Below are 12,959 nucleotides of genomic sequence, written 5' to 3'. Positions count from 1 at the left end.
GGAGCTCACTCGGCTTCGCGGAGGCGATAACCGACGCCGGTCTCGGTGGTGATGTATTGCGGCTGGTCGGGGATGCGCTCGATCTTCTGGCGGAGCTGCCGGACATAGACGCGCAGGTACTGGACGTCAGCCGAGGCGCCCCAGACCTGCTTCATTAGATACTGGTGGGTCAGCACCTTGCCGGCATGCTGCACGAGGATGCGCAGGATGTCGTATTCCTTGGGCGAGAGCTTCACCTCCTGCTCGCCCAGCCGGACGATGCGCTTGACGAGGTCGACCGAGAGCTCGCCGGTCTGGAAGATCGGCTTCTCGCCCTGCTGCTGGAGCTTGTGGCGCAAGGCGACGCGCAGCCGCGCTGCCAGCTCCTTCATGCCGAAGGGCTTCGTGACGTAGTCGTCGGCGCCGTTCTCGAGGGCGTCGACGATGCCGGCTTCGTCGGTTCGGCTCGACAGGATGACGATGGGCAGGACCAACGCCTCCGCGCGCCATTTCTGGAGCAATTCCTGACCGGACATATCGGGCAGGCCGAGATCGAGGATGACGAGGTCGGGCAGTTCCTCGGCGATGCGCTCGACCGCCTCGCGGGCGGTGGCCGCCTCGCGGATGGCATAGCCCTCGGTCGAGAGGCCGACGCGCAGCAGGCGACGGATCGCCGGCTCGTCGTCCACGACCAGCACCTTGATGTCCGTTGCCGTCATGTCTGCGGTTCCAATGGTTTGGGCTGGGCCTCGGCCGGCAGGCGGATGGTGAAGACGGCGCCGCTGCGGTCCGTCCGGTTGGCCGCCGTGATCGTGCCGCCCATCGCCTCGACGAAGCCGCGGCAGATGGCGAGGCCGAGCCCGGTTCCGGCACGGACCTGGTCGCCCTTGCGGACACGGTAGAAGCTGTCGAAGACGCGTTCGAGATCGGCGGGCGGCAGGCCGGGACCTTCGTCGGTCACCGTCACCAGGACCTCGCGGCCGTCCTGCCGGGCGCGGATGGCGATGGCGCTGCCGGCAGGGGCGTATTTCGCGGCATTGTCGAGCAGGTTGAACAGCACCTGTTCGAACAGCACGGGATCGAGCCGGAGCATCGGCAGGTCGTCGGGCAAGGCGGTCTCGACGCTGTGGCCGGCGGTGATCTTGTTGGCGCGACGCAACGCGCTGCCGACGACATCGGCGACATCGACCAAAGCGGCATTGGGCTCCATCGCGCCGGATTCGATCCGGGTCATGTCGAGGAGATTGGCGATGAAGCGGTTGAGCCGTTCGGATTCGTCGATCACGGTCGCGAGCAGGGCGGTGTAGTCCTCTTCCGGCAGGGCCTGGCGATAGTCGCGCAAGGTGCCGGCCGCGCCCAGGATCGAGGCCAATGGCGTCTTGAGGTCATGCGAGATCGAGGTGAGGAGGGCCGAGCGCAGGCGGTCGGCCTCGGCCGCGAGCTTGGCCCGGTCGACATCGGCGACGAGCTGGATGCGCTCGATGGCGACCGCGGCCTGGTCGGCCAGCGCATCGAGCAGGCGTTGCTGCTCCGGCGTCAATAGCGGGCCTTCCTTGTCGTCGTCGAGGCCGATGACGCCGATCGCGGTGCGGCCGGTGCGCAGGGGCAGGTAAAGTCGCTTGGCGCCGGGCAAGGTGTCGGCGCCGCGCCCAGCCGGGCGGTCATGCTCCCAGGCCCAGCGGGCGGCGGCGATATCGGCATCGACCAAGGTGTCGTCGGGCGGATAGCCGGCGCGGACCGAAAGCGTGCCGTCGTCCGGCATCAGGATGACGACGCGGACGCGCAGCATCGAGGCGATCTGGAAGGCGCTGGCCCAGAGCACGTCGTCGAGCGTCCCGGTGCCGGCGAGCTTCTTCGAGAACAGATAGAGGTCCTCGGTGGTGCGGGCGCGCTGGCGGGCGGCATTGGCTTGCCGTTGTACACGAGCCGTCAGGTTCGAGGCGATCAGCGCGACGAGCAGGAAGAAGCCGAGCGCGACGACGTTCTCGGGATCGCTGATCGTCAGCGTGTAGAGCGGCGCGATGAAGAAGAAATTCAGCGCGAGCGCGCTCAGCAGCGAGGCGAAGAGCGCGGGCCAGAGACCCGCCGTAACGGCCGACGCAAGGACGGCGGTGAGGAAAACCAGCGCGATATTGCGCAGATCCATGATCTGGCTAAGCAATTCGGCTGCGCCGAGCGCGACGGCGACATAGGCCAGCGCCGCCAGATAGGGCCGGGGCGAAAACCCGGGCCGCCCTATGGTCGAGATCGCGCCCGCCTTGTCCGCCGCCTGCTCCCGCAAGGCGACGACATGGACGCCGATATCGCCGGCCCGGTTGATCAGCTCATGCGAGACGGAAGGGCTCAGCCATTCCCGCCAGCGCGGCTTGGCCGGCTTGCCGACGATGATCTGGGTGACGTTGCCGGCCGTGGCGTGCCTGAGGATTTCGCCGGCGACGTCCTGGCCGGGCAGGGTGACGGCCTCGCCGCCGAGCTGGGCTGCGAGCCTCAGCGCATTGGCGATACGCGTCTTGGCCTCCTCCGACAGCGCCGCTGCCTGCGGCGTCTCGACATAGAGCGCGCTCCAGGGCGCACGCAGGCGGTCGGCCTGCCGCTTGGCATGGCGGATCAGGGTGGGCGCCCCGACGCTGTCGTCGATGCAGACCAGGATGCGCTCGCCCGCCGCCCAGGGGCCGGAGATCGCGTGTTCCTGCATATGGCAGAGAAGCTGGTCGTCGACCCGCTGGGCGGTGCGACGCAGGGCGAGCTCGCGCAGCGCGGTCAGGTTGCCGGGCGAGAAATAGTTCGCGACGGCGCGCTTGGCGGTCTTGCCGAGATAGACCTTGCCCTCGTCGAGGCGCTTGATCAGGTCGGCCGGCGTCAGGTCGATGATCTCGATGTCGTCGGCGCGGTCGACGATCGAGTCCGGGACGGTCTCGCGCACGCGGATGCGGGTGATCTGGGCGACGACGTCGTTCAGGCTCTCGACATGCTGGATGTTGAGCGTGGTGTAGACGTCGATGCCGCGCGACAGCAGCTCCTCGACATCGAGATAGCGCTTGGGATGGCGGCTGCCGGGGGCGTTGGTGTGGGCGAGCTCGTCGACGAGGACGAGGGCCGGCCGGCGCGCCAGGATCGCGTCCAGGTCCATCTCGTCGAGCGCGCGGCCCTTGTAGTCGACGAGCCGGCGCGGGACGATCTCGAAGCCGTCGACCAGCGCCTGCGTCTCGCTGCGGCCATGGGTCTCGACGACGCCGATCACGACATCGATCCCTTCCGCCCGGCGCGCGCGTCCGGAGGTCAGCATCTCGTAGGTCTTGCCGACGCCCGGCGCCGCGCCGAGGAAGATCTTCAGGCGACCGCGGCCCTCGCGCTGGGCGCTGGCCAGCAGCGCCTCCGGGGAGGGCCTGCCTCTCGTCTCGCGATGGCTGTCGGCGATGGTCATGCGGTCCGCAGGGAAAGCGGCGGCGCCTCATGCGCCGCCGGGGTCTTTGTGTCAGCGCTGGACGGCGCCGTCGAGAGCAAGGTTCAGCGCGAGCACGTTGACGACGGGCTCGCCGATGAAGCCGAGCTTGCGCTTCTCGACGAGGGTATCGACCAATGCCTTGAGCGTCGCAGGGTCGGCATTGCGGGCCTTGGCGACGCGGGCGATCTGGAAATAGGCGGCCTCGGGCGAGATATGCGGGTCGAGCCCGCTGCCGGAAGTGGTCACCAGTTCCATCGGCACCGGCGCATCCGGGTTCTCGGCCTTGAGCTTCTCGGTTTCGGCCTTGATGCGCTCGATCAGCTTCTGATTGGTCGGGCCGAGATTGGAGCCGCCGGAATTGGCGGCATTGTAGGGCGCGTCGACGGTCTTCGTGCTGTCGTTCGGGTCGGTGCCTGAGGTCGCCGAGGGGCGGCCGTGGAAATAGCGTTCGCCCGTGAAGTTCTGGCCGATCAGGCTGGAGCCGATGATCTTGCCGTCCTTCTCGATCAGGCTGCCATTGGCCTGGCGCGGGAAGACGGCCTGGGCGATGCCGGTCATCGCGAGAGGGTAGGCGAGGCCGGTGATGGCCGAGAGCGCCACGATCATCACGAGGGCGGGGCGGATCTGCTTGAGCATGGCTGCGGCTCCTTAGACGAGGCCGATGGCGGTGATGGCCATGTCGATGGCCTTGATGCCGATGAAGGGGACGATGATGCCGCCGAGCCCGTAGACGAGCAGGTTGCGGCTGAGCAGGGCGCCGGCGCCCACCGCGCGGTACTTCACGCCCTTCAGCGCGAGCGGGATCAGCGCGACGATGATCAGCGCGTTGAAGATGATCGCGGAGAGAATGGCGCTCTGCGGCGTCTGCAGGCCCATGATGTTGAGCGCGCCGAGCTGCGGATAGAAGGCCAGGAACATCGCCGGGATGATGGCGAAATACTTGGCGACGTCGTTGGCGATCGAGAAGGTCGTCAGCGCGCCGCGCGTCATCAGGAGCTGCTTGCCGATCTCGACGATCTCGATGAGCTTGGTCGGATCGCTATCGAGATCGACCATGTTGCCGGCCTCGCGTGCGGCGACCGTGCCGGTGTTCATGGCGACGCCGACATCGGCCTGCGCGAGAGCGGGGGCATCGTTGGTGCCGTCGCCGCACATGGCGACGAGCTTGCCCTTGGCCTGTTCCTCGCGGATCAGGGCGAGCTTGTTCTCGGGCGTGGCCTGGGCGAGGAAATCGTCGACGCCGGCCTCGGCCGCGATGGCGGCGGCGGTCATCGGGTTGTCGCCGGTGATCATCACCGTGCGGATGCCCATGCGGCGCAGCTCCGTGAAGCGCTCGCGGATGCCGCCCTTGACGATGTCCTTGAGGTGGATGACGCCGAGCAGGCGGCCGTCGCGGGCGACTGCGAGCGGCGTGCCGCCGGCCTTGGCGATCTCGGCGGCGATGGCCTGGGTCTCGCGCACGGCCTCGGTGCCGGCGCCCTCGACATAGTTCAGGACGGCATCGACCGCGCCCTTGCGGATCTGCGATCCCTCGAGATCGACGCCGCTCATCCGGCTCTGCGCGGTGAAGGGCACGAAGGTCGCGTGCAGCGCGCCCATGTCGCGGGCGCGGATGGCGTATTTCTCCTTGGCGAGCACGACGATCGAGCGGCCTTCCGGCGTTTCGTCGGCGAGCGAGGCGACCTGCGCCGCATCGGCCAGTTCCTGCTCGCTGACGCCACGCACCGGGCGGAACTCGGTCGCCTGGCGGTTGCCGAGCGTGATCGTGCCGGTCTTGTCGAGCAGCAGCGTGTCGACGTCGCCGGCTGCCTCGACGGCGCGGCCGGACATGGCGAGCACGTTGAAGCGCACCAGCCGATCCATGCCGGCGATGCCGATGGCCGAGAGCAAGGCACCGATCGTGGTCGGGATCAGCGTGACGAACAGCGCGACCAGCACGACGACCGGGATATAGCCGCCGGCATAGGTGGCGAAGCTCGGGATCGTCACGGTGGCGAGCACGAAGATCAGCGTCATGCCCGCGAGCAGGATGTTGAGCGCGATCTCGTTCGGCGTCTTCTGGCGCTCGGCGCCCTCGACCAGCGCGATCATGCGGTCGATGAAGGTCGAGCCCGCCGCGGCGGTGATGCGCACGCGGATCCAGTCGGAAAGCACCTGCGTACCGCCGGTCACGGCAGAGCGGTCGCCGCCGGATTCACGGATGACGGGAGCGGATTCGCCGGTGATCGCGGCCTCGTTGACCGAGGCGACGCCCTCGATGACTTCGCCGTCCGAGGGGATGATGTCGCCGGCTTCGACCAGTACGACGTCGCCGACCTTGAGCGAGGTGCCCGGCACCAGCCGGAACTGGCTGCGATCATCGCTCGAGAGCAGCTTGGCCTCGGTCTCGGAGCGCGTCTTGCGCAGCGAGTCGGCCTGGGCCTTGCCGCGCCCTTCTGCCACCGCCTCGGCGAAATTGGCGAAGAGCACGGTGAACCAGAGCCAGATCACGATCTGGAAGGAGAAGCCGAGATTGGCGCCTCCGGTGGCGAGGTCCTTGACGAAGAGGATGGTGGTAAGCGCCGAGACCACGGCGACGACGAACATCACCGGGTTGCGGGCGAGGCTGCGCGGGTCGAGCTTGCGGAAGGCGTCGGCGAGGGCCGGCAGCAGGATCCGGGCGTCGATCAGGCTCGCGGATTTGGACTGGCTCATAAGAGGCTCCAGCGGAGTGGTGTTGGGTCCGGCTCAGGCAGCGGCGACGAGGCCGGCGAGCGCGCGGACGAGCAGCAGGACGAGGAACAGAGCGACCGTCAGGCCGAGGATGAGGGTGGCAGGGCGCGGGGGCGCCCTGTCCTGTTCCCGGGAGGTCGCGTCGCGGTGGACGGCGTCACGACGCATTTGGCGCAGGCAGCTTGCCATGGTGGCCTCCTCAGAAGCTCTGGCTCGCGAGCATCGCGAGATGCTCGACGATCGGGCCGACGGCCAGTGCCGGGAAGAAGGTCAGGCCACCGACGATCAGGATGACGCCGACGAGCAGGCCGACGAAGAGCGGGCCGTCGGTCGGGAAGGTGCCGGCCGAGGCGGGCACGGATTTCTTCGCGGCGAGCGATCCGGCGATGGCGAGCGCCGGGACGATGACCAGGAAGCGGCCGACCAGCATCGTGATGCCGAGCGTGGTGTTGTACCAGAGCGTGTTCGCCGAGAGGCTGGCAAAGGCCGAGCCGTTGTTCGCCGCCGCCGAGGTATAGGCGTAGAGGATCTCGGAGAAGCCATGCGGGCCGCTATTGCCGGTGGAGGCGACCGCGCCGGGCAGCACCACGGCGATCGCGGTGAAGATCAGCATGCCGGCCGGCAGGCAGAGGATGGCGAGCATCGCCATCTTGACCTCGCGGGCCTCGATCTTCTTGCCGAGATATTCCGGCGTGCGGCCGACCATCAGGCCGGCAACGAAGATCGCCAGCACGACGAAGAGCACGATGCCGTAGAAGCCGGCGCCGACGCCGCCGACGATGACCTCGCCGAGCTCCATGTTGATGAGCGGGATCATGCCGCCGAGCGCGGTGAAGCTGCCATGCATGGCGTTGACCGCGCCGCAGGAGGCGGCGGTGGTCACGACGGCGAAGAGGGCGGAGAGCGGGATGCCGAAGCGCATCTCCTTGCCCTCCAGGTTGCCGCCCTGGAGCCCCAGCGCCTGGACCAGCGGGTTGCCCGATGCTTCCGCCCAGTAGCAGACGGCGATGCCGGCGATGAATAGGGCGCCCATGGCCGAGAGGATCGCCCAGCCCTGGCGCTCGTTGCCGACCATCCGGCCGAAGACATTGGTGAGGGCAGCACCGATCGCGAAGATCGAGACCATCTGGATGAGGTTCGAGATGGCGTCGGGATTCTCGAAGGGATGGGCGGCATTGGCATTGAAGAAGCCGCCGCCATTGGTGCCGAGCATCTTGATCGCGACCTGCGAGGCGACCGGGCCGCGCGCGATCGTCTGCTGCGCGCCCTCGAGCGTCGTCGCGGTGACCGCGGCGTCGAGCGTCTGCGGCATGCCGAGCGCGACATAGGCCAGCGTCAGCAGGATGCAGAGCGGCAGCAGGATGTAGAGGGTCGCGCGGGTCAGATCGACCCAGAAGCTGCCGACCGATTTGGCCGAGGCGCGGGCGAAGCCGCGGATCAGCGCGACCGCGATGGCGATGCCGGTCGCGGCCGAGACGAAGTTCTGCACGGTCAGGCCGAGCATCTGCGTCAGGTAGGATAGGGTGCTTTCGCCCCCATAGCCCTGCCAGTTGGTGTTGGTGACGAAGCTGACCGCCGTGTTGAAGGCGAGATCGGGCGCGACTGTGCTCATGCCGTCCGGGTTCAGCGGCAGCAGGCCCTGGAAGCGCTGCAGCCCATAGAGCAGCAGCAGGCCGGCGAGGTTGAACAGCAGCAGCGCCACGGCGTAGCCGCTCCAGTGCTGCTCTTCGCGCTCATGCGTGCCGGCAAGCGCATAGAGCCCGCGCTCGATCGGTGCGAGCGCGGGCGAGAGGACAGTGCGCTCGCCGTTGAAGACGCGGGTCATGTAGCCGCCGAGCGGCTTCACCAAGGCGAGCACGATCGCGCAGAAGACGAGGATCTGGATCCAGCCGTAGAGTGTCATGGGACTGCTTTCAGAGCTTTGCGCCGGCGCTCAGAAGCGCTCGGGGCGCAGCAGCGCATAGGTGAGATAGACGAGCAGGACCGCGGTCACCGCGCCGCCGAGGAGATAGTCGACGAACATGGAAAGGCTCCTTCAGAGCGCGTTGCAGGCCGAGACATAGGCGAGCGCGGCGGAGAAGAAGCCGAGACCGAGCGCGAGCATGGCGATATCCATTGCCGTGGTCCTTTCGACCGGGCGTTACCGATGGGTCGACGTGCGCGCGTTTGCCTTCCTGCGGAAGGCGAGGGCGCGAGCAGATCGACCATGGCGGGGATTATCGTGCTGGCGGCATAGCCGTTCGAGACGGCCGGAGCCGTCGCAGAATAGGAATTTTATAGGAATTCGGAGAAGCCGGCGGTGGCGGCATCACCGCAGTCTTCAGGCGTGGGGCGTGTCGGACCTGAAGATGCTGGCCTTTCGCGACACGGCGGTGGGCCGTTCGATCGAGAGCGTCACCTCCGGCGCTCCGTCGCCCCTGTGCAGATCGGCAAGGTTGTCGTTCAGCGCCCTGTCGGCCGCGGTCCGGCGGTAGTTGAAGCGCAGATAATCGTGCCAGGTCGGCGTGCGGAAGCTCTCGGTCCACACCGCGATATCGTGCAGGTTGCGCGTCAGGATCCAGCGGCGCGCACCGTTGCGCCCCTGAGCGCGCCGACGCTGCAGCATCAGGGCTAGGAAGGTCTCGACCTGATCGGGGTCGATCCGGTACTCGATCTTGACCGCGATCGGCCCGCTGCGCGGCTTCAGATCGAGGCTGAGCGCCGGCGCCTCGAAGCTGTCGGGCGTCGAGACGTCGGAATCCTTGCGCTGATGGATCGGCAGGACGAAGCCGAGCAGGGCAACGCCCAGCGACGCCGCCGTAGAGGCCTGCAGGGCAAAGCTCAGCGAATAACTCTCGGTGACCATGCCCCAGAGCCAGCTCCCGCCGGCAAGCCCGAGCGAGGTGAGCGCGTAGTAGAGCGAAATCGTGCGACCGACGACCCAGCGGGGGCTCGCCCATTGCACGCTGATGCTGAGGCCCGACCAGCCCAGGACCCATCCCGCGCCGCCAAGCATCAGTGCGACGGCAGCGACGGCCGGGATGTGGGTCAGCGAAAGACAGAGCGTGCAGGTCGCGCAAGCGGTGCAGGCCAGCTTCAGCATCTGCTCGTCCGACCGCTTGCGCCGCAGCGTCGTCGAGAAGAGGCCGGCCAGCAGCGCGCCTGCGCCGAAACCCGCCATCAGCGTGCCGTAGGCGATCGCGCCCTGCTTGAGCTGGTCCCGTACCACCAAAGGCAGCAGCGCGAGGATGGCGATGCCGGCGAAGCCGAAGAGGAAGCCGCGCCCGAGCGCCGTCTTGATCTCCGAGGACAGGGAGGTGAAGCGGATGCCGTCGGAGATCGCCGTCAGCATCGCTTCGGGCGGCAGCCGCGAGACCGGCACCTTCCATTTGGAGCGCCAGACGACGGCGAGCGGCGCGAGATGGCCGAGCGTATACAGGCAGAATGCCGTCAACGGGCCGAAACTCGCCAGGATGATGCCGGCGAGCGCCGGCCCGACGCTGCGCACGGTGTTGAAGCCGACGGATGTCAGCGTCACGGCCGCCGCGAGATCCTTGCGGTCGACGATATCACCGACCGAGGCCTGCCAGGCGGGGTCGTTGAAGGCGATGCCGCAGCCGGCGAGGAAGCTGAAGAACAGGATGACCCAGGGATTGATCATGCCGAGGGCGACGAGGACCGTCAGCGCCACGGCGGTCAAGGTCATCAGCGACCGGGCGGCCAGCATCACCTTGCGGCGATTGAAGTTGTCGACGATGGCGCCGGCGAAGATCGACAGGATGAAGGCGGGCAGGTTGGTCGCGGCCTGAACCAGCGCGACCATGACGCTGGACGGCGTGATCGTCGCCATCAGCCAGCTCATGGCGATAGTCTGGATCAGCCATCCCAGCCCCGAGATCAGACCGGCGAGCCAGATCGCCCGGAAGGTGACGTTGTTGAGAGGTGCAAACGGCCCGGTGCTTGCCGCGGGCTTCCGCACATCCATGACTCGGCTCATTCCGACGTCTGCTCCTGGGCCGCCGGCAGGGGTTCCGAGCGTGATTCCGGAATCTTATGTCACGTTTCCGGCCTGCGAGGCCTGAGTTTCCGGCATGGAAGACCTGCAAGGAGACGAATACTTCCCGTCGTGCAGGCCGACGGGTGCGGGCGCATGCGCCGTGGCGGCTCGCCTGAGGCGCCGGAGATGTCGCGGGGATGGCAAATGGTGCCCCTGGCCGGGATCGAACCAGCACTCCTTGCGGAACTCGATTTTGAGTCGAGCGCGTCTACCAATTCCGCCACAGGGGCCCTTTGCAGGCGGGCGGACTATAGCGATCGGCCGATGCCGGTCAATCGGTCGGACGGTCATTCCCGCAGGTTTTGACGGGGGATCGTCACGGCATTGCACCGTCAAGGTCGAATCGCGGGCCAAACGGCTCAAAATCGCGTCTTCTCGGGGCACTGAAGCCGTTGCGTCACCACCCGGCTCATGCTCTAGAGCGCGCCATGCTCAAGCGCCTCTACGAATGGACGATGTCCCTCGCCGCCCGGCCGCGGGCGGAGCTCTGGCTGGCGGTCGTCGCCTTCGTCGAGAGCTCGTTCTTCCTGATCCCCGCCGATGTGCTGTTCGTGCCGATGGCGTTGGCGCGCCCGCAGCGCGCCTACAGGCTGGCCTTCATCGCGACGCTGTTCTCGGTGCTGGGCGGCATCCTGGGCTACGCGATCGGCTATTACGCCTTCGAGGCGCTGGCGAAGCCGGTGCTGGCGTTCTACGGCAAGCTCGGTGCCTTCGAGACGCTCAAGGCCTGCGCCGGGCCGGATACGACGCTGATCCTGCTGACCACCTCGGGCCTCGCCCATCTGCCGCCGATCAAGGTGGTGACGATCCTGGCCGGCGCCGTCCATATCGGCCTGACCTTCTTCATCATCTCCTGCGTGCTGGCGCGCGGGGCCCGCTTCTTCGCGCTCGCCTTCCTGCTCAGGCGCTATGGCGACACGATCCGCCATTTCATCGAACGTCGCCTGAAAGTGATCGCGGTGGTGGGGGCTGCCGTGCTGATCCTGCTTTATTTCGGCCTCAAGCTCGTCGCAGGGTCCGGCCAGCTTCTCTCCTGCTGAGCCCGCCATGACCGCGTCCCTCACTGCTGCCCCCGCTGCGCGCCGCCTGCCGAGCCTGCGGCACCTGATCGCCCTCATCGGCTTGGCCAGCCTGGCCTTGATCGCGGGAGCCTGGTTCTTCGAGCTCGTCCTGCATCTGCAGCCCTGCAAGCTCTGCCTGGAGCAGCGCATGCCGCATTACGCCGCGATCGGGCTGGCGCTCGCCGGGCTGGTCCTGGCGCGCTCGCCGCGCCTGCAATGGCTCGTCCTGCTCGGCCTGGCCGGGCTGATGGCCTGGAGCACGGGGCTCGGCGTCTATCATGCCGGCGTCGAATGGGGCTGGTTCATGGGGCCGAACGATTGCGGCGGCGCAGCCGCGGCGGCGACCGGCATGCAGGACTTCATGAAGCAACTGCAGACGACACGGATCGTCGCGTGCTCGGAGGCGGCGTGGCGCTTCCTCGGCCTGTCGCTGGCCGGGTGGAATGCGCTCGTCTCGGCCGGGCTGTTCCTGCTCGCGGTGTTCGGGCTGCTGCACGGCAAAAGGCTGTGACGCGCCCCATGAGTGAGCACCGCTGACCACCTCGTCCTTGATCCGGGTCGCAGCTAGCCCGTACTCAAGGCATCAGCCTGTCAGGCCGGGTGTCTAAAAGCAGTCACTCCCGTCAAAGCCCGAGATCCGTCAGTGACGGATGATCGTCGGGGCGGCGCCCCAAGGCCAGTGATATTTGCGGTCGTTCTCCTGGATCGGCGCGTCGTTGATGGAGGCAAAGCGGAGGCGCATCAGGCCATCGCGATCGAACTCCCAGTTCTCGTTGCCGTAGGAGCGGAACCAGTTGCCGCTGTCGTCGTGCCATTCATAGGCAAAGCGCACGGCGATCCGGTTTTTATCATAACTCCACAATTCCTTGATCAGCCGGTAGTCCAGCTCGCGCTGCCATTTGCGCGTGAGGAAGGCGACGATCGCCTCGCGGCCTCGGACGAATTCGGCCCGGTTTCGCCAAAAGCTGTCGACGGCATAGGCGAGCGCCACCTTCTCGGGGTTGCGGCTGTTCCAGCCATTTTCGGCAAGGCGGACCTTTTCAGCGGCTGTCTCGGCCGTGAAGGGAGGAAATGGGGGACGCTGAATGGTCATGGAGTGTCTCCGCTGTCGGCAAGCCTGGCGCGCAAGGCCGCGTTCTCCGTTTCGAGCTGGGCCACGCGATCATGGAGAGGACGGATCGCCTCGACGACCTCCTGCTCGGCAAAGCGCGGGGTGATGTGCTGCTGGCAATTCCAGTCGAAAGCCGCGAGGCGCAACCGGAAGATGCGTTCGATCTTTGCCCGATAGCCCGGAATGGTGACGCGTTCCGTCAGCGCCGGATCGGCTTCGATCGCAAGGGTTTCCACTTCGGCATAGATCTTCAGCCGGGCGCGGCGAGCATAGTCCATGAGGAACAGGCAGGCGCGGTCATCGGCTGCCAGATTGCCGGTGCTGATATATTGGCGGTTGCCGCGATAATCGGCGAAGGCGAGCGTGCGATCGTCGATCAGCCGGAGGAAGCCGCGCGGCCCGCCCCGGTGCTGGACATAAGGCCATCCGGTCTCCGAGACGGTCGCGATATAGAAGCTGTCGCGATCGGCGATGAAGGCGGCCTCGTTCTCGGTGAAACGATCGAACGCACGGTCGCCCTTGAAGTCCTGCCAGATGCGATCGGCGCCCATTTCGGCCTGCACCGCCCGGACGCCCGGTGTCACCGCAATGTCGAGAAATCCATAGGACATGTCG

At 67.2% G+C, this 12,959-nt stretch carries 11 protein-coding genes, 1 tRNA gene and 1 pseudogene; 2 read left to right on the top strand and 11 right to left on the bottom strand.

Going from position 1 to position 12,959, the window contains the following annotated elements; all coding sequences use genetic code 11:
- Positions 1–5 precede the first annotated feature (5 nt).
- The 9 genes from JHD80_RS10210 to JHD80_RS10170 all read right to left on the bottom strand — a co-directional run bounded on the left by JHD80_RS10210 (position 6) and on the right by JHD80_RS10170 (position 10,402).
- Positions 6–698 (bottom strand): response regulator transcription factor, encoded by a 693-nt coding sequence (locus JHD80_RS10210; protein ID WP_199086692.1) that lies wholly within the window; start codon positions 696–698, stop codon positions 6–8.
- Positions 695–3,403, bottom strand: a complete 2,709-nt coding sequence (locus tag JHD80_RS10205) for a sensor histidine kinase (protein WP_199086690.1) — start codon at positions 3,401–3,403, stop codon at positions 695–697. Before JHD80_RS10205 ends, JHD80_RS10210 begins: the two co-directional genes overlap by 4 nt.
- 51 nt (positions 3,404–3,454) lie before the next feature.
- On the bottom strand, positions 3,455–4,060 hold the full coding sequence (locus JHD80_RS10200; protein WP_199086688.1) for a K(+)-transporting ATPase subunit C: 606 nt from the start codon (positions 4,058–4,060) through the stop codon (positions 3,455–3,457).
- A 12-nt stretch (positions 4,061–4,072) separates the two neighbouring features.
- Positions 4,073–6,118, bottom strand: a complete 2,046-nt coding sequence (gene kdpB / locus JHD80_RS10195; protein ID WP_199086687.1) for a potassium-transporting ATPase subunit KdpB — start codon at positions 6,116–6,118, stop codon at positions 4,073–4,075.
- Positions 6,119–6,151: 33 nt separating this feature from the next.
- Positions 6,152–6,325, bottom strand: a complete 174-nt coding sequence (locus JHD80_RS10190; RefSeq protein WP_199086685.1) for a hypothetical protein — start codon at positions 6,323–6,325, stop codon at positions 6,152–6,154.
- Between the two features lie 10 nt (positions 6,326–6,335).
- On the bottom strand, positions 6,336–8,039 hold the full coding sequence (gene kdpA, locus JHD80_RS10185) for a potassium-transporting ATPase subunit KdpA (protein ID WP_199086683.1): 1,704 nt from the start codon (positions 8,037–8,039) through the stop codon (positions 6,336–6,338).
- A gap of 30 nt (positions 8,040–8,069) precedes the next feature.
- Positions 8,070–8,159 carry a K(+)-transporting ATPase subunit F gene (locus JHD80_RS10180; protein WP_173044066.1) on the bottom strand — a complete coding sequence of 30 codons (90 nt, stop codon included), beginning with the start codon at positions 8,157–8,159 and terminating at the stop codon, positions 8,070–8,072.
- 297 nt (positions 8,160–8,456) lie between these two features.
- Positions 8,457–10,112, bottom strand: a complete 1,656-nt coding sequence (locus tag JHD80_RS10175) for an MFS transporter (RefSeq protein ID WP_248311474.1) — start codon at positions 10,110–10,112, stop codon at positions 8,457–8,459.
- 205 nt (positions 10,113–10,317) lie between these two features.
- Positions 10,318–10,402, bottom strand: a tRNA-Leu gene (locus tag JHD80_RS10170).
- Between the two features lie 198 nt (positions 10,403–10,600).
- On the opposite strand from JHD80_RS10170, the gene JHD80_RS10165 reads away from it, so the two are divergent.
- Entirely contained in the window at positions 10,601–11,212 is a 612-nt protein-coding gene (locus tag JHD80_RS10165; RefSeq protein ID WP_199086682.1) for a YqaA family protein, read from the top strand.
- Between the two features lie 7 nt (positions 11,213–11,219).
- Positions 11,220–11,744 (top strand): disulfide bond formation protein B, encoded by a 525-nt coding sequence (locus JHD80_RS10160; protein WP_199086680.1) that lies wholly within the window; start codon positions 11,220–11,222, stop codon positions 11,742–11,744.
- Between the two features lie 112 nt (positions 11,745–11,856).
- Here JHD80_RS10160 and JHD80_RS10155 read toward each other — a convergent pair.
- A pseudogene (locus JHD80_RS10155) lies at positions 11,857–12,326 on the bottom strand (nuclear transport factor 2 family protein).
- Positions 12,323–12,955, bottom strand: coding sequence for a pyridoxamine 5'-phosphate oxidase family protein (locus tag JHD80_RS10150; protein WP_199086678.1), 633 nt, complete (start codon positions 12,953–12,955; stop codon positions 12,323–12,325). The pseudogene JHD80_RS10155 and the gene JHD80_RS10150 overlap by 4 nt, the downstream one beginning before the upstream one ends.
- Between the last annotated feature and the right edge of the window lie 4 nt (positions 12,956–12,959).

Source organism: Allobosea sp. ASV33 (assembly GCF_016428755.1).
Lineage (GTDB): Bacteria > Pseudomonadota > Alphaproteobacteria > Rhizobiales > Beijerinckiaceae > Allobosea.
This window is presented reverse-complemented; position numbering and strand designations above follow the sequence as displayed.

What these genes read in the sequence shown, in the direction of transcription:
- JHD80_RS10190 (WP_199086685.1), bottom strand. Translation starts at nt 6,325, where the DNA reads ATGGCAAGCTGCCTGCGCCAAATGCGTCGTGACGCCGTCCACCGCGAC.
- JHD80_RS10200 (WP_199086688.1), bottom strand. Translation starts at nt 4,060, where the DNA reads ATGCTCAAGCAGATCCGCCCCGCCCTCGTGATGATCGTGGCGCTCTCG.
- JHD80_RS10175 (WP_248311474.1), bottom strand. Translation starts at nt 10,112, where the DNA reads ATGAGCCGAGTCATGGATGTGCGGAAGCCCGCGGCAAGCACCGGGCCG.
- JHD80_RS10150 (WP_199086678.1), bottom strand. Translation starts at nt 12,955, where the DNA reads ATGTCCTATGGATTTCTCGACATTGCGGTGACACCGGGCGTCCGGGCG.
- JHD80_RS10210 (WP_199086692.1), bottom strand. Translation starts at nt 698, where the DNA reads ATGACGGCAACGGACATCAAGGTGCTGGTCGTGGACGACGAGCCGGCG.
- JHD80_RS10160 (WP_199086680.1), top strand. Translation starts at nt 11,220, where the DNA reads ATGACCGCGTCCCTCACTGCTGCCCCCGCTGCGCGCCGCCTGCCGAGC.
- kdpB (WP_199086687.1), bottom strand. Translation starts at nt 6,118, where the DNA reads ATGAGCCAGTCCAAATCCGCGAGCCTGATCGACGCCCGGATCCTGCTG.
- kdpA (WP_199086683.1), bottom strand. Translation starts at nt 8,039, where the DNA reads ATGACACTCTACGGCTGGATCCAGATCCTCGTCTTCTGCGCGATCGTG.
- JHD80_RS10180 (WP_173044066.1), bottom strand. Translation starts at nt 8,159, where the DNA reads ATGTTCGTCGACTATCTCCTCGGCGGCGCGGTGACCGCGGTCCTGCTC.
- JHD80_RS10205 (WP_199086690.1), bottom strand. Translation starts at nt 3,403, where the DNA reads ATGACCATCGCCGACAGCCATCGCGAGACGAGAGGCAGGCCCTCCCCG.
- JHD80_RS10165 (WP_199086682.1), top strand. Translation starts at nt 10,601, where the DNA reads ATGCTCAAGCGCCTCTACGAATGGACGATGTCCCTCGCCGCCCGGCCG.